This is a genomic window from Idiomarina sp. 28-8 (assembly GCF_000320945.2).
In the GTDB taxonomy this organism is placed as follows: domain Bacteria; phylum Pseudomonadota; class Gammaproteobacteria; order Enterobacterales; family Alteromonadaceae; genus Idiomarina; species Idiomarina loihiensis.
In genome coordinates this window covers 281,629-301,625 of the sequence record NZ_DF266791.1, presented here as the reverse complement: position 1 = coordinate 301,625, position 19,997 = coordinate 281,629, and the positions used below count along the sequence as shown (strand labels likewise).

Here is a 19,997-nt window from a genome sequence, read left to right as displayed (position 1 = left end):
GACAGCGAGTATGGGGAAGGTTACCGTTATCTTGAGGTGTCGCCGGAGGACGAATGGCAACTGCGAACAAAGTCGGATATTTCCTGGTTTATTTTGTCGGACACCCGTGAAGCTCGTTCAGTATTTATTGTGGATGAAGAGAATAGCCGGTTGGAGCCTCGCGAATTTATTTACATGAGAACCGGCACCGGATCGGATAAGTCCTTTCATGGTGAATTCAAACCGAATGAGAAAAAGGTTCGTAATGTGGACACCGGACGCATGCTGGGTGTGAACTGGGAAGACGCGTTATTTGATGAAGCCAATGTGACCGAACAATTACGTGTAGATTTGGCCAGCGGAGCTGAAACTTTTAAGTACCGGTTGGTTGATGAAAAAGGTCAAGAAGACGAATACCGTTTTGAGGTGCTGACAACAGAAGAGTTGTCGTTGCCTTACGGTGAGGTTGAAGCAATAAAAGTTGGGCGCATAAGAGACAATAACCGGCGCCAGACCTTTTTCTGGTTCGCGCCGGAGTTAAATTACGTCATGGTTAAAATGCAGCAGTTTAAAGAAGGTGACGAGCAGGCCACCATGTCACTGAAAAGCTTGTCTATGTAAACTAGTGCTTGTTTGACACGATATGTATCTGGTCTGGCATTTATGTAGCCTGACATTCATGTCAGGTTCAATGTTCAATACCTCACCTGACATAAATGTCAGGCTACGCAATTATTCGGTTGCGTAGCCTTGAGCGCCAAGGACTTCGCCGTCTAGTGTAACGCGACCGCCTTGCAGCTTAAGACGCTCCTGACAAAACCAGTTAACCACCAGCGGATAAATACGGTGTTCCTGCTCGTGCACGCGAGCCTGAACTTCTTCCACTGTGTCGCCCTCAAAAATAGGTACTTTAGCCTGCAATACCACTGGGCCACCGTCGAGTTCTTCTGTCACAAAATGCACACTCACGCCGTGTTCGGTATCGCCCGCGTCTAATGCCCGCTGGTGCGTATTCACACCTTTATATTTAGGAAGAAGAGAAGGGTGAATGTTGAACATGCGGCCTTCGTAGTGGCGCGTAAACTCACCCGTCAGAATGCGCATAAAGCCAGCAAGAACCACTAAATCGGGCTGATAACTGTCAATCAGCGACTTCAGTTCGGCGTCATAAGCCTCGCGAGAGTCAAACTCTTTATGACTCAATACCTCGGTATCAATGCCTTTAGCAGCAGCTTTTTCCAGGCCTTTAGCCGAGGCTTTATTGGAAATAACCGCAACGATTTCACCTGTTACTTTTTCATCTTCGCAGGCCTGTTGAATGGCCTGCATATTACTACCGGTACCTGAAATTAGTACAACAATACGTTTCATTAGTGAGTCTCGTCGGCCAGAATGTCGACTTGCTCTTCGCCTTCAGCCGCGTTTGCAATACGGCCAATTTTCCAGGCGTCTTCACCGGCGTCTGTCAGAATTTGAATGGCTTTATCTGCTTGCTCGTTGGGTACCGCAATAACCATACCCACACCACAGTTAAAGGTGCGGTACATTTCTTTCATGCTGATATTGCCGTTCTCTTTTAACCAGTCAAAAATAACTGGCCAGTCCCAGCTGTTGCCATCAATAACGGCTTTGCTGCCTTTCGGTAAAACGCGTGGAATGTTTTCCCAGAAGCCGCCACCGGTAATGTGTGACAATGCATGTACAGGTACGTGTTTAATCAGCTCCAGAACCGGTTTAACGTAAATGCGGGTAGGTTCTAATAAATGATCAGCCAGTGTTTTGCCTTGCAGATGAGACTCTAAATCGGCACCGCTCACTTCAATAATTTTGCGAATAAGCGAGTAACCATTTGAATGAGGTCCGCTTGAAGCCAGAGCAATTAAGGCATCGCCGTCGGCAACTTTGGTGCCGTCAATAATTTCAGACTTTTCCACCACACCGGTACAGAAACCGGCTAAGTCATAATCGCCGCCTTCGTACATGCCTGGCATTTCTGCGGTTTCCCCACCAATAAGAGCACAACCCGACTGTTCACAGCCGTCGCCGATACCGGCAACCACGTCAGCTGCTACGTCTACGTCCAGTTTGCCGGTTGCATAATAGTCGAGAAAAAACAGCGGCTCAGCACCCTGTACAATAAGGTCGTTGACGCACATGGCAACCAAGTCGATACCCACACCGCGGTGGCGCTTAAGGTCTATGGCTAAACGCAGCTTGGTACCTACACCGTCGGTGCCGGACACCAAAACCGGCTGTTTATAACCCGCCGGAATTTCACACAGAGCACCAAACCCACCAATGTTACCCATGACTTCAGGCCGGTGCGTGCGCTTGGTAACGCCTTTAATACGTTCAACCAATGCATTACCAGCGTCAATGTCGACGCCCGCGTCTTTATAACTTAAAGAAGGTTTTTTATCGCTCACAGAATAATCCCGACTGGCAAAATTTGCGCGCAAGTTTAACACGATTTAGGCTGCAAAAGGTAGCTTATGACTACACTATTGTGTCAGGATTTCTCTGCGATAAACCGGTAGCCGACACCGGGTTCTGTTTCTATATACTTTGGCTGTGTCGGGTCATCTTTGAGCTTTTTACGTACCTGGCTGACAAAAATACGCAAATAGTGGGTGTCTTCCTGGTGCGTTCGGCCCCAAATTTTCTCCAGCAACTGTTGCTGAGTAACGAGTTTTTGCGGGTGGCTGACTAAGAAATCCAGTAAGGCGTATTCTTTACGGGACAAGTTAACTATTTCGTTTTGCAGAAACACTTTGTGCTGCTCGCGGTCGATGACTAACTCACCAAAACGAAGCTGGGCTTCTGCTGTGGGTTGTTGATCGGAGAGGTCGCGCAATAAAACATGAATACGCGCCATAAGCTCCCGAATACCAAAGGGTTTGGTCAGGTAGTCGTTAGCACCGCCTTCCAGTAGTTTCACTTTCTGCAGTTCGTCATCACGCGCTGTCAGCACCAGTACCGGCACCTGGCTCCATTCGCGCAGCTGTCGCATAACCTGATAGCCGTCAGCATCAGGCAGGCCTAAGTCCAGAATAACCAAATGCGGGTTCTGGCTGGTAATCTGCTTTATCCCTTGCCCGGCTGTCGCCGCTTCCAGGTAGGTATAACCTTCGGCGGTGAGCGAGGCGCGCATAAAGCGTCGTATCTGTGGTTCGTCATCAATGACTAAAATGCGGGGGCCGTCGGTGCGGGCTTGTGCATTCATGAGACTTCCTCTGTGATGTTGGCGCGTGGTAATTTAATTCGGACAAGGCAGCCATCAGAGCTTTCTTCAATACTTATTTGGCCGTTATGAATGTCGATTATTCCTTTAGCAACGGACAGACCCAGACCGGTTCCGCCAGTGCCTGAGTCTTTCTCGCGCGACGAATAAAAAACATTAAATACAAGCGAGCGCTTACTGGTTTCTATGCCGGGGCCTTCATCTTTAATATCAATGACAATGAACTTGTCAGTTTCTGACAGTGACAAAGTAACCGGCGCTGTCTCGCCGGAAAAGCGCATAGCGTTATCAATGACATTAAACAATGCCTGCTCCAGCAGCGAGGACTGAACCTCAACCATAGCGTGCTGCAGGTTATCTTTAACCAGTAACCGTTCTTGTGAAGCAAAGCGCGAAAGCGTTTTACTGATAACCGGACGAATATCCTGCACTGCATGAGTCAGACGAATTTCGCCGTGCTGCAGTCGTGTGGCCTGTAAAAGGTTTTCGATATAACGATGCAGGCGGTCACTTTCATCCAGCGCCCCCTGCAACAGTTCGGCCCGTTCTTGTTCCGGCAAACGCTCCTGATACGCCTGCAATGTACTTAAATTGCCAATGACGCTGGCCAGCGGGGTTCTCAGGTCGTGTGAAACCGATAGTAGAATGTTTGAGCGCAGCTGGGCCTGACGTAAGCTTTCTTTTTGGTTTCTGAACAAGGTGACTAAGTGGCTGGTAATAACGCCCACGGCAATAAATACAATTGCAGTAACCATTTCGTCTATGTCAGTCATGTGCAGCGAATAGCGCGGTTCTGTAAATAAAAAATTAAACAGCAGCAAGGCCAGAACAACGGCAAGTAGTGCCGCGCGAAAATTGGTTAAAAATGCAATAAGCAACACCGCCAGTTGCAGAATGAGTACCGTGCCGGAGGTGGGCAATAACCAGTGATCGAGCAGGTAAGCAAGACCCGCCGCGGTGCCGGTGATGGCAACGGAGGCCAGGTAACCTAACCAGGGCTGTTTACTCATGTTCTAATCTCATGTGCTAGTCCCGCCAGAATTGAGGAAGTAACAATGTTAGCAAAGTAAAGTATTCAAGGCGTCCTAAAATCATTGCTAACGTCAGTACCCAGGTTCCGGTGTCTGATACCGGAATAAAGTTACTGGAAACTTCGCCAAAACCCGGACCAAGTACGTTCAGACACGCCGAAACGGCGGTAAATGCCGAGAAAAAATCCAGCCCGGTCAGCATCAGTATGAGGGTAAGCACCATGGAACTAATTGCGACCATTAGCATAAAGCTCATTACCGCCTGAATCACGTCGTTAGTCACCGCTTTTCCCTGATACACCACTTTCAGAATGGCACGCGGGTGGATGGCCTGTAGCATTTGGTGTTTCAGGATGCGTAAGGTAATGACATTACGGATAAATTTGTTGCCTCCGGCAGTTGACCCGGCGCAGCCGCCCAGGTAACTGGCTGCCACTAAAAAGCCAGCGGTAGCCGCAGGCCAGGCAGAGAGGTCATCGGCACCGTAACCGGTACTGGTCATAAAGGAAACGACATGAAAAACCGCCTGATTCAGAGACTCCCCGAAGGAATGATGAGTTTGAGCGTTAAATGCCAGAGCGGTAAGAATAACGCTGAAAACGGCCAATGCAATTAAAAACCAGCGAGTTTCCTCGTCTTTCCAGTAGCCACTTATGGCTCTGGCTGTAAACAGTTTATGGTGCAGGGCAAAACTGATAGCCCCCAGAATCATAAACACATCGGCAACTATAAGAATAATTGGTTGCTGAAAGTGGCCCATACTGGCGTCGTAGGGCGAAAACCCGCCGGTTGATACGGTCGTCAGACTATGGGCTATGGCATCGAAAGGAGACATTCCGGCCAACCAGTAACTGCCGGCACAGCCTATTGTCAGGCACAGGTAAACTAACCAGAGGTAACGGCTTGTACTCGCAACACGTGGTGCTAACTTCTCATTTTTAATGGGACCCGGAGTTTCAGCCTTAAGCAGGCGCATGCCACCCACGTTTAGCATGGGAAGAATGGCGACTACAAAAATCACGATACCGAGCCCGCCCATCCATTGCAGAAACTGGCGGTACAGTAAAAAGCTTTTGGGCATTTCATCAAGGCCGGTGAGAATGGTGGCACCGGTGGTGGTCATAGCGCTGACCGACTCAAATACTGCGTCGGTAAAGCTAACCCCGGTAACGGACATAATGGGTAATGCTCCCAGAACGCCTATTAAAATCCAGGTGAATGAAGCGAACGCCAAGGCTTCGCGGAAAAAGATTTTCTTTTGCTCGCCGTTATTAGTGCGTATGAATAGAAAGAGCGCGAGAACAAGGCAGAGCAAAGAGGAATAAATAAAGTCGGTAAAGGTTTTGTCCCTAAAGACAAAAACCGAAAGCAAACCAAAAAAACACTGAATTGAGGCAATCCAGATCATAGGCCAGGTTAATAGGCGCAACGTTGCTTTTAGATTCACTGTTACCTCATGCGACGAACCGACTTTTTCTATTGCTAAGGGTAATTCTGCAGGGCGTAAAATCTCTATACCGAAAGCGTCTTTAGGCGTAAAATCTGCGTAAAATTAAGGGGTTTATTTTATGGCCAGTATTCAACCGGCACGTAATGAGCATTTAGACGCGGTAGCGGCGCTAGAAGCTGTCACTTTCCCCGAAGATGCGATCAGTAAGCGCAGTTTTCGGCGGTTTATTGAGTCGCCTAGCGCCGATTTTCAGGTGTTACTGCTGAACGAAAAGGTCATTGGTTATACCGTTGTCCTGTACCGAAATAATACAAATCTGGCTCGACTCTATGCTTTGGTTGTCGAAAAGGAACATCGTAGTAAAGGCTATGGTCGACGTTTGTTGCAAGCTGCAGAAGACCTGGCCGATGAACGACACTCCCTGTTTTTACGTACCGAGGTAGCAACCTCTAATACAGTAGGGCAACAGCTGATGAACAGCGAAGGCTTCCGTGCAATAGAGCTGCGCGAAGCCTATTTCCCGCCTTCTGCATCGCAATCGACAGATGCTCTGGTTCTGCAAAAACTGTTGCCTCGTTACGAAATGGGCGAAGATGCGGGCGTGGGAGCAACCGAAGAATACGTTCCTATGCTGACCCAGTCGACGGAGTTTACCTGCGGCCCCGCAAGCCTGCTAATGGCTATGGACTACTTCGGCCGGCCCAGTAGCGACCCGCAAGCCGAAGAGCTGGAAATTTGGCGTCAGGCGACGACCATTTATATGACCTCCGGGCACGGCGGCTGTGGCCCTCATGGGCTGGCGCGGGCGGCGTTTCAGCGTGGCCTGAAAGTTCGGGTGGAAGTGAATACCGACCAGCCACTATTTGTGGATTCGGTTCGTCAAGAGCAGAAAAAAACGGTTATGCAGCGCATACAGCAGGCCGATATGACCTACCTGGAAAAACATGGTGTTCCCATTGTTGTACGCGACTATGACGTGACGTTAATAAAAGAGGACTTAAGCCAGGGCTGTCTGGTTATGGTGCTTATCTCTACTTATCAGTTTGACGGTATTAGGGCACCGCATTGGGTCTTAATTTGCGCGGCCGACGATGACTTTATCTACATAAACGACCCCGATTACGACACTTTACCCTGGGAATCTCCTACCGAACGTCAGTATTTACCTGTGCCTATAAGTACCTTCAGCAAAGCCTTTGGCTACGGTGGTCGTAAGCAAAAAGCAGCGGTTGTACTTTCAGCTGATTTAACAACAAAGTGATCAATTCCCCTTGAATTCTGCGTAATTATGCTCAAAGTCATATAACAGTATTAGATGAAAAAGGAATTCCGTATGAGTTCAGCATTTGATGATTTTGAATTAAAAGGCCACAAGCTTGAAAACCGTTTTGTTGTGGCTCCCATGACACGAACCAGTGCCGACAAGAAGGGCAAGCCAACGGAGTTAATGGGCGAGTATTACGAGCGTTTCGCGAAAGGTGGTTGGAGTATGATCATCAGCGAAGGCGTATACACAGACCGGCAGGCAAGCCAGGGGTATGAAAATCAGCCGGGCATTACCGACGCACCACAAACCGACGCCTGGAAAGAAATTGTCGAACGAGTACACAAACATGACTGCAAGTTCATTATGCAGTTGATGCATGCTGGCGCTCAGTTCCAGCACAATGAATACACCGATACACCCATTGCGCCCAGCGAAGTAAAGCCTAAAGGTGAACCGCTGGATTTGTATGGCAAAACCGACGGCTGGCCTGAAGTGAAAGCCATGGATGAAACCGATTTTGATGCCGTTATGAACGGTTTTGTCGGTGCCGTAAACCGGGCTAAAGAGGCCGGTTTTGACGGGGTTGAGTTGCACGCAGCTAATGGGTACTTACTGAATGAGTTTTTAAGTGACTACTTTAACCAGCGCCCTGACCAGTGGGGCGGAGACATGGCAAAACGCATGCATTTTCTGGAATTAGTGGTTAAGGCCGCGAAATCCGCCGCAGGCGACGACTTCATTGTCGGTGTGCGTTTAAGCCAAATTACCGTGACTGACTCTGATTATCAGTGGCCGGAAGGCGAGGACGCCATGATAAAAGTGGTGAAGGCGATGGAGAAAGCTGGAGTGGATTACATTCACACAACAGATACGGACGTAATGCGTAAGCCATTTAAAGGTGGCAGTAATAAGTCATTGGGCGACATTGTGCAGGAGTTTTCGGACATTCCGTTAATTGTAAATGGCGGTATTAGCGAGAAAAACTATGAGCATGTCGCGGGGCATTATCCTAATGCTTTGCTGGCTATGGCGAAAACGTCGTTAGCGAATCCGGACTTTCCAATTCGCATTAAGTCTTCCGAGCCAATACGCCAGTTAGATTTTGCCATGCTGCAACCAACCGCTACACTTGAGAATGAGTGGAAGTGGCGCGATGAAAACGACGCGCACATTGAACAGGATTAAAGCGAATTTTAAGTAGCGGACAGGAGGTTTCGACTATGAAAAAAGTAGCAGTTATTTTATCCGGCTCTGGTGTTTTTGACGGAGCCGAAGTGAACGAAGCTGTATTAACCCTATTGCACATAGCAAAGCAGGGTGCCAGCTACGAATGCTTTGCACCAGACATTGAACAAATGCACACCATTAACCACCTTAAGGGTGAGGAAAGCGGCGATAAGCGCAATGTTCTGGAAGAAGCTGCACGTATTACCCGCGGTGAGGTCAAACCTTTAACTGATTTAGATTCAGCAGAGTTTGACGCGTTAATATTGCCGGGCGGTTTTGGTGTTGCCAAAAACTTCTGTGATTTTGCCGTTAAAGGTGCCGATATGACGGTAAACGACCAGGTGTTGAAAGTTGGAAAAGCCTTTGTTGAAGCGAAGAAACCCGCGGGCTATATGTGCATTTCCCCTGTATTGTTGCCGCACATTTACGGAAAGGGTGTGAAAGTGACTATTGGTAACGACGGAGAAGTTGCCAGTGCCATTAATAAAATGGGCGGTGAGCACGTCAACTGTGGTGTTCGTGATATTGTTGTTGATGACAAGCACCAGCTAGTTACCACTCCGGCTTATATGCTGGCTGAAAACCTGCCTGATGCCGAAGAGGGCATTCGCAAGCTGGTTGAAAAAGTTTTGTATATGGCGGCCTAATACCTGACTTAACGTCCAATAAATAACCGCTTGAGTGCAGAACTTATAGCACTTAAGCGGTGTCTGAGTTATAGTACACAAGTTACGTAAGTAATAGCTTTGGGGCTGATCTGGATTCGACGGGATACACGAAACCCAAGGTGCATGCCGAGGTGAGGCAGGCCTCGTAAAAAGCCTCAACCTAATAGTTGCAAACGACGACAACTACGCTCTAGCGGCTTAATAACCCGCTAAGCCCATCCCCCGGCGCTTTGTCTGCGAGACCGGACCAGGATGGCTCAAACTAATGTAGACTCGCGTGGAGGCTTTGTCCGGAGCTGAAGCGTTAAAACCAATCGGACTCGTCAGTTGTGAAGCCTGTCAGTCGGCGTCACACTGATTAACTAAAAGACTGACTAAGCATGTAGGACCGAGGATGTAGGTATTGCGGACGCGGGTTCAACTCCCGCCAGCTCCACCAATTCCGAGAACGGCGCACACCGCGCCGTTTCTTTCTTTCCCACGTATGGCAAGCTCTCCAGCTTAACCGACTCTGTTCGTCAATTACTCTCAAGTACTCAGAAATACCCTCAATTTTGCCAACCTGAAGCCAACTTTTGCCAACGGGGCGCCAACTTTTTGCCTGCAAACTGGCGAAGCGTTATGCAAACTTTTGGGGATAGCTACGAGTTCACCGAGCTATCACTGCTGAATAAAGTACTTAAACCACAGCAGGAATTTGAAGAAGAAAAAGCACATTACTTTTTCCAGCACCTACGAGATTTTACCCACCGTAAAGAAATTAACTTGTTGGCTGATGGTGGATTTAAAGCAATAGCAACTAAGCTGGTCTTCGAGTTTGAAAAACTTACTTCCAGTGAAGCGGTAAGCGAGTTTGAATCGTATGGGTTTGCTAAGCTCAACTATACTCCGAAAGAACTCAGGACACGTCTGAGCAATAAAGAATTTTGGCTGAGCCTACTTCGCCGTGAGCGCAAACAAGTCATTGCTGAAGTAGAGAGGGCTATGGGTCTTGTCTCCGCGAGAACCCAAAAGTATTGCGGTGACATTACCTACTCAGATTACAAAGTCAGTGAGCAACAGGCTATTGAGTATTTAGAGCGTCACTATTTGCAGAGTCCAGACGGTAAAAAAGTCTCCCTTAAAGAAATATCCGAGCATAACGTTTCAAATCCTTACGTTCGCTTCTGCGAATGGATAAGTCGCGTAAAAGGCTTCGATATAGTTGCTCAAGAGCAGGGGCATCATTCAATGATGGTCTCGATGACCGTGCCTGGCTACATGCACGCGACCCTGAAAAAGACAGGACGAATTAACGGAAAGTATTGTGGGGCGACAGTAAAAGAGTGCATGGAGCACTTTAATACGAAGTGGTCACGCATCCGCGCTAAGTTGAAACGTAAAAGAATTGATTTCTATGGAATGCGAGTTGTTGAACCTCACCATGACGGCACACCTCATTGGCATCTGTTGCTGAACTGCGAAAAACGCCATGCGAAATACATAAAAAAAGTTTTTAAACACTATGCATTGCAAGAGTCAGCCAACGAGAAAGGAGCAGAACAGCACAGGGTTCAATTCGAAGATATAGACCGTAAACGCGGCTCTGCTGCATCCTACCTAGCTAAATATCTGGCAAAAGGCATGACAGGATTAAAAGAAGAGGGCGAGGGGTGCAGGCATGCAGGCGATTTAGCCGCGGACTGCACCCGAGCGTGGGCGTCAGCCCACCACATTAGACAGTTTCAACAGTTTGGTGGCCCGAGTGTCAGCGTTTATCGCGAGTTACGACGTCTGAAAGCAGCAAGTAACAACTCTATTTTAGAGTCAGCCCGAATCGCCGCTGACGCTGCCGACTGGGCAGAGTACTGGCGTGTCATGGGCGGCTTTAAGACCTCACGTAAAGATCATCTGATTAAACCCATTTATGAGCAATCAGAAATCATTGATAAATCGACAGGTGAGATTATTCCTCCTAACGACTCCCGTAATTGCAATAAATACGGTGAACCCAAACAACCCAGTATGAAAGGGATCAGAATAGGCCACCAAGCTCTGATAACTCGCTCCGAGGGTTGGGAAGTGGTGTCTTCACCGCCGCAGTCTAATGGGTTCCCCCGACAGGGGGAGCCCATTAGAACCGGTGGTCTTGGACTTGTGTAAATAACTGTACGGAACATAAAACATGAAACAAAAATTGATAGTAGATAAAGATAAAACGAAAGAATTTGAGATAGACGAAGCTGTATCACTTCTGAATATGGCCATTCATCGTGCCGATTTGAAAACACCAAGATTCGAAGATATTGGTTTGATTGTGGGCGTTCTCTGCATGAATGAAGAAGTCGAAGTTATTGTTAAGTTTCACAATGAGTTACGTCAATTCACGCGCTCAGAACTTGGTTTGAATTACGTAGAGGAGCGTATTCCAGAGTAAAAAAGTTTAATCTCAAGTTTGACAAAGTTTAACTTCAAGTATATATTTAATTTCAGGTTAAATAAAATATGAGGTTAAATATGACGTTTAAGTTTCTTACTGACGAACAAAACCAAGTGCTGATTGATTCTATCGAGAGTTATCGGGGTCATATCAGCACCATTGAAACCGCAATCGGTGCCATTGTAGTTGGTCAAAAATATGGTTGGCGCGTTTTGCGTATGGTGCATAGCGCGAACACCATGAAGAAATATGAAAAAGCCATTGGCCTGAAGTACGAAGATATTTGCCCTGAAAGTACTGAGTACAGTAAACGGAACATTGGTTTTCGGTTTGCTCAGACAATAGGGAAGTACTGGGATGTCGTCATGGGTCGCCAGAAAGTCGATCGTAAAGCTGAAATCGACAACGGGGAGGAATAAACCATGACACAACCACGCTGGGTTAAATTGAAACATTTTTCTGAATTAACAGGAATCACACCAAAGGCAGTTTATGCATACGCTCAACGGGGGCGTTGGATGCTCGCTAGAGAGTATCGAAAGGTAAATGGAAAGTACTTCATAAACCTAGATGCTTATTATCGCTGGGTGGAAAGTAACGGATAAGGTGTTGAGTTATGAAAGCGACACAGTATACAGGGATTTATGCTGGAAAAAATGCGGTGCGGATGGAGTTTATCTATCGACATCAACGCTGCCGTGAAACCATTCATGTTAGGCCAACTGAAAGTAATTTGAGAAGACTTCGCGATCACTTGGAAGAAGTCCGGATGGCGATAAAAATCGGTAAGTTTGATTACTTCGAGTATTTTCCTGAATCAAAAAACGCTTTGCAGTTTAGCGATAAAAAAGCCGCCCACATCACCATAGAGCAGATGATGACTCGATGGTATGAACAAAGTTACAAAAATTGGGCATTCAGTACCGAAAAAGCGAATCGCGGGCGTATGGATAACCACGTCATTCCAAACTTCGGAAAAATCATAGTTGATGACTTTACACCGTCAAGGTTTAGAGAGTGGCAGCGAACAGCAACAGTAAGTGCAAAGACTGTTAATGAAGTCCATTCGCTACTGAGTCAGGCATTTGATTTTCTGGTTTATGATGACATTATCGACCAGAACCCAATGAAGCGTGTTAGACGCTTAAAGCACCAAACAAAAGAGGTGCAGCCTTTTACGCCTGAAGAACGTGAGAAAATTTTGTTGGCCTTGCCGGAGGGGTATGCCCGAGACTTCTATGAATTCGCATTCTGGACTGGGCTTCGGACTGGTGAACAAATAGGGTTACGGTGGGAAAATGTAGATTTAGAACGAAAGGTCATTTTTATTCGAGAATCTATTGTGAAAGGGCGTAGAGCAGGTACTAAAACAAAAGGCAGTAATCGAACTCATGAACTCAATCAAAAAGCACTGAAAGTGCTCGATAGAGTTATTGGATATGGCAGGCAAAAAGGCTATGTATTTCTTGATCCTAGATTTTTAAGTCGCTGGGTTAATGATGGAGTACCACGGGAGAGGTTTTGGACAAAAGCGGTCAAAAAGGCTAATGTGCGATATCTAAGGCCTTACTGTTGCAGGCATACTTATGCGTCGACCATGTTATCAGATGGCAAGCACCCTATGTGGGTCGCACAACAGTTGGGGCATAAAGATTGGGGTATGATAAGAAAAATATATGGTCGTTGGTTGAAGGATGCGACTAACCATAATGGTTGATTTTGTATTGGAATAATGGGAAACTCCGTGCCACACTATTGCTTAAAGGAAGTAAAAAAGCTTGTACAAGCTGAGTCGATTGAATTCGATCGCAATGCCGAGAAGACCTTTGATGATCTTTGTGACGCAACAGGTTTCGGAACTAAAAATCTAATTGAGGCGATTCAAAGCATTAAGTTGGATGACTTTCATAAGTCTATTTCATATACGAGGTTCGTAGCCGATGTATATAAAACTACCTATTACTTTAAGACTATAAACGAGTGGGATGAACCAGAAGTTGATCCCATTGATTTATACGTGAAGCTCGCTGTAAGAGAAGTTCAAGGTATCAAGAAGATAGTATTACTTACGTCATTTAAGCAATTATGACGATATATGGAGGTGAGCATGCATATTTGTAGTATGTGTGGTAGTGACAACACAGTAGTAAAAAGTGAGGAAAGAACCTTTGAATATAAAGGTGACAAAGTTGCTTACACTGCAAATTATGTGGAATGTCATGAGTGCGAGTTTGAGTTTGTTCCTTTTAATTTCAAAAAAAGAGAAGAAGGGATTAAAGCCGACTTGAAAAGAAGCGCAGAATCCTTGCTTACCTCTGTGAAAATTAAGCATATTAGGGCGGAACATGGACTTACTCAAGAATATGCTAGTAAGCTATTTGGTGGTGGAAAGAATGCATTTTCCAAATACGAGAGAGGCGAAGTTCTGCAAAGTAAAGCAATGGATAAGCTTTTGAGATTGGTAGATTTGAACCCCCATAATTTGGAGATACTCAAGGCTATAGATGGCAGTCCGAAAAAAGCCATAGAAACACCTGATAAGTCTTTCCATTTTCATTTTGGACTTCATCAACGCTCAGTTGAATTCGACTATGATGTGTTTGTTAGCAAACCAAAGGAAACCAACACTTATCAGTTGAAGGGTGATGTGGTTAAGTTGAGTGGACTCGACAAAAATATGGCTATCGTTAGTAATTTCAGCGTTGCAGAGGATGAGTATGTCTACCACTGAATTAGATTTCGCTAAAGAATTAATTTTTAATGATGTGTATCTGATAGATTCACAGATTATGCGTGGTACAGTGGGTACTTCGAACGACTTTCCTCAGGATCTTATTCAACAAGACAGCCAGTCTTTACGTGCAGCCACAGTTGAAGAAGTTATTAATGAGGAAGGAGACGAGAAAGATACTCGTACGATTATAAAAGTTCTGGTTAACTTGGGTAACAGATTTATTACTGACGCAGACAAAGTTGGAAAAAAAGAGCAGGAATTTCTTTTTCGAACACCTGCTTCGGAAGTAGATGATGATAAAATTGTTCTTCTGGAAATTACCGCTTCATATTGCGTCGATTTTATTGCTCCTCGAGAGTTTGATTTATCGATGGAAGGTTTCGAGCGTTTTTGCAGGTCTAAGGTATTGAATTATATTTGGCCTTTCTGGAGAGAGCATGTTTATAGTTCATGTGCCAAAGCAAGAGTTCCAAAGTTTGATATTCCAACTTTTTTCGTAGATGACCAAAATGACAACTAAATGGGATCTCCTTAATAATAAAGATTTTTTTATAGGTTCAACTCCCGCCAGCTCCACCAATTCCATAAAAGGGGATGTCTCACGACATCCCCTTTTTTCTTTCTAAGCCAAGTAAAGTAAGGCTTTCATAGATATTTCCTTTCCCAGCTTATCCCAAGAAAACCAGCTCCAGCCTGAGTTTTTAGTATTCCAATTTGTATTCCAAACGATTTTGGGTAAACTCTTTGGAATACATCGAAGGGAGATCTGCTTATGGCGCGCTCTACTATTGGGCTCACGGATACAGCCGTCAGACAACTCAAACCTAAAGACAAAGACTACGTTAAGTCCGATGGGAACGGCTTACAGCTGCGAGTGAGAGTGAATGGTTCTAAGCTTTGGAACTTCAATTACATTCACCCGACGACAAAGAAACGCGTGAATATGGGGTTGGGTAGTTACCCCGACATGAGCCTTAAAAAAGCTCGTGAGCTCACAGAAGCTGCTAGAAGCCAAGTTGCTGAAGGGGTAGACCCTAAGCTTGCCAGAGAGGAAGAAAGAGCAGCACAACGCTACTCAGAGAACGCGACTTTGAGAAAAGTTGCTGAAGAATGGTTCGAGATTAAAAAAAGTGAGGTAACTGCTGACTAGGCTGACGATATTTGGCGGTCGTTAGAGCTACATGTATTTAACCGTTTAGGTGAAACGCCGGTTAGTCAGATAAGCGCTCAAACGGTCATTGATGTATTGCGACCAGTTGAAAAAACAGGGCGGTTGGAGACCGTTAAGCGTGTGATTCAACGATTAAGCGAGATCATGAATTACGCCGTCATTAAAAACTTAATCACCGGCAACCCAATCGTTGCCATAAAATCTGCGTTTAAAAAGCCTAAAAAGCAGCATTTACCGACAATCACGGCAAAAGAGCTTCCTGACTTCTTAAAAAAGCTTCACGAAACCAATGTTACCTATATTACTCGCCAGGTTATTAAGTGGCAGTTGCTGACAATGACCAGGCCATCTGAGGCTGCTGGCGCTAAATGGAGCGAGATCCAATGGCTTGATGACGGCCAAGCGAATTGGATGATTCCGGCTGAACGGATGAAAAAGCGTCGTCAGCACACCGTTCCCCTGTGTGAACAGGCATTGAGGGTGCTGGAGGACATGAAGAGCATAAGCGATCAGTACGAACATATATTTATCTCACTGCGACAGCCACAAACGTCCATTAACAGTCAAACAGCCAATATGGCGTTAAGACGTATGGGTTACCAGGATAAACTCGTTAGCCACGGTTTAAGAGCCTTAGCAAGCACTATTATGAACGAGGAGGGCAAAGATCCCGACTTGATAGAATCAGCACTGGCGCATGGCGACCCTAACCAGGTACGCAGCGCTTATAACCGTGCGGATTATTTAGAACGTCGCCGCGAGCTGATGCATTGGTGGGGTGATTATTTGGATGAGGCTTTTAAACGCTCTTTAGAGCTAAAAATCTGAACTGGTTAGTTGGTAAGGTGTAACAACGACAAATAAGTTCTGATTTTAACAGCATTTGATTAACAAACTAATATTACGTATATTCTTGTGATGTTTTAAATGCTAATTGCTAGGCACAATAATGAGAATATTACTGATATTTGCTGTTTTGATATTGACTGGCTGCACATCAGTGCCTGATAGGTATGTGAAAGAGCCTTCTATTTCTGAGGATGGTGGTTACATTGTCGAGGCTGAAGATGATGATGGATTTCACTTGGATACTTTCTTCAAATCATACAGTTTCGCTCCATCTCCAGACGATAACATCCTGGAAGCGATAAAATACTTTAAGGATATTGCAACTAAAATAGCATCAAAAAAGGATAGAGAGATTAGTCCGATAATACGCTCGGAGCTCACAGTTGACTCCACGAGAAACGTAATTGATGCGAACTACTCAATATACGTTTCCGGAAGAGTTGATTATGTGGACTAGTTTTGCGGTGGATAGTTTATCCAGCCCATTATTTTTATCTTATAAACAGGAATTTAAACATGGACCGTATCTTAAAAATAACGACAATATACATACGAATGCTAGCATATGACGAATACAAAATACTGTGGTAACTATTGACATTGGAATGAGCCTACCCTAAGTTTCTTTCCAGAAATAGACAAGGAAGTGGGCTAGCCGCTCACGGCCAGAGGGCCCTCAGGCCCGCCCCTGGTAGGAAGAATTTCCGCTCTGATTACCAATGAAAGAGGGCAAAGAGAGTGGCTGTACCTTTTACAGCGATTCGGTGAGTCACGGCTTATAAAAGCTATCAAAGATCTGCCAGGTAACAGGAAACCCTATCCCTTAAAGTAGCCCGAGTTCTTGGGGTTCAGCTCCCAAAGCCCTGTGATCTCCCCAACCTTAAGGCAAACCTCAGAGCCGATAGAGAGGTGCGATTAGGTCTTCGATCTATTCGGGGCCTGTTGGCGTCTCTTGGGAATATTCAAAACCAGAAAAGTGATGAGGCGAAATAGGGAAAATGCAAGAGGCGGACATTCGGTTGCTGTTTGATTGCGGAAATCTGAAGTCAGTAATGATCACCAGAGCGCCCCTGGTTGAAGGCTGGTGCTGCAATTTTCGCGAAAGGGTGGCGGCTGTGAGGTGCTCGACTTTCAAAGAGTAAGTCTGCGAACTTTTAAGACTCTGGATGCGACATTTCTGGCTGCAAGCCGGATTGGGTAGGCAATCGATCAACCAAGGACTTCATTATGGCGATGCTCGAAAGAGTCAGTATTACGCCTATGGCTCTCGATACCGACAAGGGTTCTCAGGAGGTTTCTTGGGTTCCGGTCAGTCGCTCAAAGCCAGTGCCAAAGGTGCCACACATATTCTTCGATGACGGAGAGCCTTGGCTCGCGGCCAATGCTTATGCACTCCACAAGTTAGACTCCGTTGTAGGAAACGATATCAAAACAGTGGCCTCAAACATGAGTCACCTAAAAGCCTACGCTTGCTGGCTAGAAGATCATGGGGTGGATTGGCGACACTTTCCGAAGAGAAAGAAAGATCGTTGTCTTTTCCAGTACCGAGGATTTCTCATTGAACAGCGGAAGGCCGGATTGGTTAGCTCCAGCACCGCCACATCGAGAATGGGCGCGATCATTCAATTCTACCGCTGGGCCCAGGTTTATGGCTGGGTTGACCGTAAGTCCATGTGGGAGGATCAGTCTAAAACGATCCAGTTCTATACCTCTGTCGGCTTCTCTCGGACGATGTCTGTGACTTCAAGCGAGTTGGCCATTCCGAATCGAAGGCGGGTTGGTGCGGCATTGGAGGATGGGCTGACCCCTCTAACGGATGAGAATCGAGCGGCGCTACTTACTTTTCTTTTCGAGCGTGGGAAAGTAGAGCTTTACCTGATGACCATGATTGGCTTCTTTACTGGGGCTCGGAGTGAGACCATTCGCACCCTGCGTCTATCAAGCATCGATAACGCCCTGGATGATCCGACAATTCCCTCAATGAAGCGCATTGCGGTGGGGCCTGGAACAGGTGTTGAAACCAAGTACGATGTGAGTGGTGCGCTGCTCTTGTTACCGGCAGTGTAAAAATGACCCCCTAACGGCAATTGAAAATTGACCCCCTGAAGTAAACTAGCGGTTTTTCTCAAGAGGCCGCTTTCGATGTTAACTCAGGAGATGGTTGTGACCATTAAAGTACTTAAGCACCAAGGTAAATCGATCAAAGGGATAGCGCGCGAAACAGGCCTGGCCCGCAACACTGTTAAAAAGTATTTGCAGCAAACCGAGAGTACGCCGGTTTATCAACGCAGCGTTGTGCGTCCGAGCAAGCTTGACCCCTTCAAAGATTATATTCAGGCGCGCATCAAAGCGGCTCATCCAGATTGGATACCAGCAGCCGTGCTCTATGAAGAGATCTTGGCCCGTGGCTACCAAGGCAAAATCCGAATACTCAGCGAGTACGTCGCCACGTTCAAACCTAAGCAGGCAGCCGATCCACTCGTAAGATTTGAAACCGAGCCAGGTAAGCAATTGCAGGTGGACTTCACCATTATTCGCCGTGGAACCTATGCCCTCAAAGCCTTCGTGGCGACGCTGGGTTATTCACGTGCAAGTTATGTGCGGTTTTACGATAACGAGCGCACAGAAGCCTGGATTGACGGCCTTGAGCACAGCTTTGACTTCTTTGGTGGTGTGCCACACGAAGTACTGTTCGACAATGCTAAGACCATCATGATTGAGCGCGATGCCTACGCGGATGGTGAGCATCGCTGGAACCCCAAGCTTTTATCAACCGCACAGGACTTCGGCTTTCATCCTCGTGTTTGTCGCCCCTATCGGGCTAAAACTAAAGGCAAGGTTGAACGCTTTAACCGTTACCTTAAATCAAGCTTCGTCGTGCCTCTGCATGCAACGCTAAGAACCTCAGGCTTACGTTTAGATGTGCAGACTGCGAATGGCTATGTCGGTCGCTGGCTGACGCAGGTGGCGAATGCTCGAGTGCACGGTACGACCGGAGACGTACCAAACCAGCGCTTAATAACGGAGCAAGAGGCGTTGTTGCCGTTGCCGATGAAGATCGGCAGCGTGTACCAGCCGCAAGCATCGCGTCGTGTGCCAACACCATACGAGAGCTTGCAACATCCACTCAGTGTCTATGACCAGATGTTGCGAGGTGCGCATGAACTTACAGTCTGAACGCATTGCCGATGCTTGTCGGCAACTTGGCTTATACGCATTGCCTGAAGCCTGGCCATCCATTGCTGAGCATCACCTCGCGCAGGAAGGCTCGTATGCGGACTTCATTGAGAAGCTCTTAGCTGAAGAGCTGAAAGCAAAAACCCAGCGCACCAAGGCGACCCTACTCAAGTTCGCCGGTTTACCAAACATTAAAACGCTTGAGGAGTATGACTTTAACTTCGCCAGCGGCGTGCCCAAAGCACAGCTGACGGAGCTGTCAGGCCTGAGTTTTATCGAACGACACGAGAATGTTGTGATGCTTGGTCCCAGTGGTGTGGGTAAAACGCATCTAGCTATTGCGCTTGGTTACAAAGCCATCATGGCCAGCACTAAAGTGCGCTTTATTACGGCAGCAGATCTGATGCTGCAACTGGCGACAGCACACAACCAAGGTAAGCTGAAAACTTACCTACAGCGCGTTGTAATGAGTCCAAAGCTACTCATCATCGATGAAATCGGCTACCTGCCGTTTGGCCGCGAGGAAGCAAACCTGTTCTTTAACGTGGTCGCAAAACGCTATGAGCGTGGCAGCACATTACTGACCAGCAACTTACCATTTAGCCAGTGGGCGGGTGCCTTCGCGAACGACACCACATTAACGGCTGCGATGTTAGACCGCCTGCTGCACCATTGCCATGTAATCCAAATAAGTGGTGAGAGCTACCGGTTGAAGGACAAAAAGAAGATAGGCATTGCACCGATAATCGGTGAAATTTAACCCCAAGGGGGGTCAAAACTAGAT

The 19,997-nt window shown here is 46.6% G+C and carries 23 protein-coding genes and 1 other RNA gene; 19 read left to right on the top strand and 5 right to left on the bottom strand.

Translation table 11 applies throughout. The features are described 5' to 3' along the window. A partial coding sequence (locus tag RJ32_RS09385) for a DUF3108 domain-containing protein (protein WP_034821533.1) occupies nt 1–600 on the top strand: 600 nt, incomplete at its 5' end. Between the two features lie 111 nt (nt 601–711). Here the strand turns inward: RJ32_RS09385 and purN are convergent. From purN to RJ32_RS09360, 5 genes are all read right to left on the bottom strand, one after another. Then, nucleotides 712–1,350 (bottom strand): phosphoribosylglycinamide formyltransferase, encoded by a 639-nt coding sequence (purN, locus tag RJ32_RS09380; RefSeq protein ID WP_011234899.1) that lies wholly within the window; start codon nt 1,348–1,350, stop codon nt 712–714. After that, nucleotides 1,350–2,405 (bottom strand): phosphoribosylformylglycinamidine cyclo-ligase, encoded by a 1,056-nt coding sequence (gene purM, locus RJ32_RS09375; protein WP_011234898.1) that lies wholly within the window; start codon nt 2,403–2,405, stop codon nt 1,350–1,352. The genes purN and purM overlap by 1 nt, the downstream gene beginning before the upstream one ends. 83 nt (nt 2,406–2,488) lie before the next feature. After that, a complete protein-coding gene (locus tag RJ32_RS09370; protein ID WP_034821531.1) occupies nt 2,489–3,202 on the bottom strand; it encodes a response regulator in 714 nt (237 codons plus the stop codon). Continuing rightward, on the bottom strand, nt 3,199–4,230 hold the full coding sequence (locus tag RJ32_RS09365) for a DUF4118 domain-containing protein (RefSeq protein WP_034821529.1): 1,032 nt from the start codon (nt 4,228–4,230) through the stop codon (nt 3,199–3,201). The genes RJ32_RS09370 and RJ32_RS09365 overlap by 4 nt, the downstream gene beginning before the upstream one ends. A 16-nt stretch (nt 4,231–4,246) precedes the next feature. Beyond that, the gene (locus RJ32_RS09360; RefSeq protein ID WP_034821526.1) at nt 4,247–5,698 is read right to left on the bottom strand and encodes a TrkH family potassium uptake protein; all 1,452 of its coding nucleotides are present in this window, start codon (nt 5,696–5,698) and stop codon (nt 4,247–4,249) included. Between the two features lie 121 nt (nt 5,699–5,819). Between RJ32_RS09360 and RJ32_RS09355 the strand changes: the two genes are divergently transcribed. The 18 genes from RJ32_RS09355 (at nt 5,820) to istB (ending at nt 19,973) form a co-directional block, all read left to right on the top strand. Beyond that, nucleotides 5,820–6,962 (top strand): peptidase C39 family protein, encoded by a 1,143-nt coding sequence (locus RJ32_RS09355; protein WP_011234894.1) that lies wholly within the window; start codon nt 5,820–5,822, stop codon nt 6,960–6,962. A 72-nt stretch (nt 6,963–7,034) separates the two neighbouring features. Further along, on the top strand, nt 7,035–8,153 hold the full coding sequence (locus RJ32_RS09350) for an NADH:flavin oxidoreductase (RefSeq protein WP_034821523.1): 1,119 nt from the start codon (nt 7,035–7,037) through the stop codon (nt 8,151–8,153). Nucleotides 8,154–8,188: 35 nt separating this feature from the next. Beyond that, a complete protein-coding gene (gene elbB / locus RJ32_RS09345) occupies nt 8,189–8,842 on the top strand; it encodes an isoprenoid biosynthesis glyoxalase ElbB (protein WP_034821520.1) in 654 nt (217 codons plus the stop codon). A 101-nt stretch (nt 8,843–8,943) separates the two neighbouring features. Continuing rightward, nucleotides 8,944–9,302: a transfer-messenger RNA gene (gene ssrA, locus RJ32_RS09340) on the top strand. 182 nt (nt 9,303–9,484) lie between these two features. Next, a complete protein-coding gene (locus RJ32_RS14545) occupies nt 9,485–11,005 on the top strand; it encodes a replication endonuclease (RefSeq protein WP_051018763.1) in 1,521 nt (506 codons plus the stop codon). 22 nt (nt 11,006–11,027) lie between these two features. Beyond that, nucleotides 11,028–11,279: a hypothetical protein gene (locus tag RJ32_RS09335; protein WP_051018762.1), complete on the top strand. Its 252-nt coding sequence runs from the start codon at nt 11,028–11,030 to the stop codon at nt 11,277–11,279. Between the two features lie 80 nt (nt 11,280–11,359). Beyond that, nucleotides 11,360–11,701, top strand: a complete 342-nt coding sequence (locus RJ32_RS09330; protein WP_051018761.1) for a hypothetical protein — start codon at nt 11,360–11,362, stop codon at nt 11,699–11,701. Between the two features lie 3 nt (nt 11,702–11,704). Beyond that, complete coding sequence (locus tag RJ32_RS09325; protein ID WP_034821517.1) at nt 11,705–11,887, top strand: excisionase family protein; 183 nt, start codon at nt 11,705–11,707, stop codon at nt 11,885–11,887. 11 nt (nt 11,888–11,898) lie between these two features. After that, nucleotides 11,899–12,999, top strand: coding sequence for a site-specific integrase (locus RJ32_RS09320; RefSeq protein WP_051018760.1), 1,101 nt, complete (start codon nt 11,899–11,901; stop codon nt 12,997–12,999). 15 nt (nt 13,000–13,014) lie between these two features. Beyond that, nucleotides 13,015–13,371: a type II toxin-antitoxin system MqsR family toxin gene (locus tag RJ32_RS09315; RefSeq protein ID WP_034821514.1), complete on the top strand. Its 357-nt coding sequence runs from the start codon at nt 13,015–13,017 to the stop codon at nt 13,369–13,371. An 18-nt stretch (nt 13,372–13,389) separates the two neighbouring features. Beyond that, nucleotides 13,390–14,013 (top strand): type II toxin-antitoxin system MqsA family antitoxin, encoded by a 624-nt coding sequence (locus RJ32_RS09310; RefSeq protein WP_051018759.1) that lies wholly within the window; start codon nt 13,390–13,392, stop codon nt 14,011–14,013. Then, nucleotides 14,000–14,536: a hypothetical protein gene (locus RJ32_RS09305; RefSeq protein WP_034821511.1), complete on the top strand. Its 537-nt coding sequence runs from the start codon at nt 14,000–14,002 to the stop codon at nt 14,534–14,536. Before RJ32_RS09310 ends, RJ32_RS09305 begins: the two co-directional genes overlap by 14 nt. A 252-nt stretch (nt 14,537–14,788) precedes the next feature. Continuing rightward, nucleotides 14,789–15,166 (top strand): integrase arm-type DNA-binding domain-containing protein, encoded by a 378-nt coding sequence (locus tag RJ32_RS15535; protein WP_370543300.1) that lies wholly within the window; start codon nt 14,789–14,791, stop codon nt 15,164–15,166. 165 nt (nt 15,167–15,331) lie between these two features. Next, nucleotides 15,332–16,015 (top strand): tyrosine-type recombinase/integrase, encoded by a 684-nt coding sequence (locus RJ32_RS15530; protein ID WP_370543299.1) that lies wholly within the window; start codon nt 15,332–15,334, stop codon nt 16,013–16,015. Between the two features lie 121 nt (nt 16,016–16,136). Further along, on the top strand, nt 16,137–16,493 hold the full coding sequence (locus tag RJ32_RS09295; RefSeq protein WP_034821508.1) for a hypothetical protein: 357 nt from the start codon (nt 16,137–16,139) through the stop codon (nt 16,491–16,493). Nucleotides 16,494–17,263: 770 nt separating this feature from the next. Continuing rightward, a complete protein-coding gene (locus RJ32_RS09290; protein WP_034821565.1) occupies nt 17,264–18,103 on the top strand; it encodes a hypothetical protein in 840 nt (279 codons plus the stop codon). A 75-nt stretch (nt 18,104–18,178) separates the two neighbouring features. Further along, nucleotides 18,179–19,213 carry an IS21 family transposase gene (istA, locus tag RJ32_RS09285; RefSeq protein WP_034821505.1) on the top strand — a complete coding sequence of 345 codons (1,035 nt, stop codon included), beginning with the start codon at nt 18,179–18,181 and terminating at the stop codon, nt 19,211–19,213. Further along, the gene (gene istB / locus RJ32_RS09280) at nt 19,197–19,973 is read left to right on the top strand and encodes an IS21-like element helper ATPase IstB (RefSeq protein ID WP_006954076.1); all 777 of its coding nucleotides are present in this window, start codon (nt 19,197–19,199) and stop codon (nt 19,971–19,973) included. The genes istA and istB overlap by 17 nt, the downstream gene beginning before the upstream one ends. The last annotated feature ends 24 nt before the right edge of the window (nt 19,974–19,997 follow it).

Bases quoted from the DNA above. Each gene is read 5' to 3' on its own strand.
- RJ32_RS09370 (WP_034821531.1), bottom strand. From the start codon at position 3,202: ATGAATGCACAAGCCCGCACCGACGGCCCCCGCATTTTAGTCATTGAT.
- RJ32_RS14545 (WP_051018763.1), top strand. From the start codon at position 9,485: ATGCAAACTTTTGGGGATAGCTACGAGTTCACCGAGCTATCACTGCTG.
- RJ32_RS09325 (WP_034821517.1), top strand. From the start codon at position 11,705: ATGACACAACCACGCTGGGTTAAATTGAAACATTTTTCTGAATTAACA.
- RJ32_RS09295 (WP_034821508.1), top strand. From the start codon at position 16,137: ATGAGAATATTACTGATATTTGCTGTTTTGATATTGACTGGCTGCACA.
- RJ32_RS09305 (WP_034821511.1), top strand. From the start codon at position 14,000: ATGTCTACCACTGAATTAGATTTCGCTAAAGAATTAATTTTTAATGAT.
- RJ32_RS09290 (WP_034821565.1), top strand. From the start codon at position 17,264: ATGGCGATGCTCGAAAGAGTCAGTATTACGCCTATGGCTCTCGATACC.
- RJ32_RS15530 (WP_370543299.1), top strand. From the start codon at position 15,332: ATGAATTACGCCGTCATTAAAAACTTAATCACCGGCAACCCAATCGTT.
- istB (WP_006954076.1), top strand. From the start codon at position 19,197: ATGAACTTACAGTCTGAACGCATTGCCGATGCTTGTCGGCAACTTGGC.
- RJ32_RS09330 (WP_051018761.1), top strand. From the start codon at position 11,360: ATGACGTTTAAGTTTCTTACTGACGAACAAAACCAAGTGCTGATTGAT.
- elbB (WP_034821520.1), top strand. From the start codon at position 8,189: ATGAAAAAAGTAGCAGTTATTTTATCCGGCTCTGGTGTTTTTGACGGA.
- RJ32_RS09350 (WP_034821523.1), top strand. From the start codon at position 7,035: ATGAGTTCAGCATTTGATGATTTTGAATTAAAAGGCCACAAGCTTGAA.
- RJ32_RS09365 (WP_034821529.1), bottom strand. From the start codon at position 4,230: ATGAGTAAACAGCCCTGGTTAGGTTACCTGGCCTCCGTTGCCATCACC.
- istA (WP_034821505.1), top strand. From the start codon at position 18,179: ATGTTAACTCAGGAGATGGTTGTGACCATTAAAGTACTTAAGCACCAA.
- RJ32_RS09355 (WP_011234894.1), top strand. From the start codon at position 5,820: ATGGCCAGTATTCAACCGGCACGTAATGAGCATTTAGACGCGGTAGCG.
- RJ32_RS09315 (WP_034821514.1), top strand. From the start codon at position 13,015: ATGGGAAACTCCGTGCCACACTATTGCTTAAAGGAAGTAAAAAAGCTT.
- RJ32_RS09310 (WP_051018759.1), top strand. From the start codon at position 13,390: ATGCATATTTGTAGTATGTGTGGTAGTGACAACACAGTAGTAAAAAGT.
- RJ32_RS09335 (WP_051018762.1), top strand. From the start codon at position 11,028: ATGAAACAAAAATTGATAGTAGATAAAGATAAAACGAAAGAATTTGAG.
- RJ32_RS15535 (WP_370543300.1), top strand. From the start codon at position 14,789: ATGGCGCGCTCTACTATTGGGCTCACGGATACAGCCGTCAGACAACTC.
- purN (WP_011234899.1), bottom strand. From the start codon at position 1,350: ATGAAACGTATTGTTGTACTAATTTCAGGTACCGGTAGTAATATGCAG.
- RJ32_RS09320 (WP_051018760.1), top strand. From the start codon at position 11,899: ATGAAAGCGACACAGTATACAGGGATTTATGCTGGAAAAAATGCGGTG.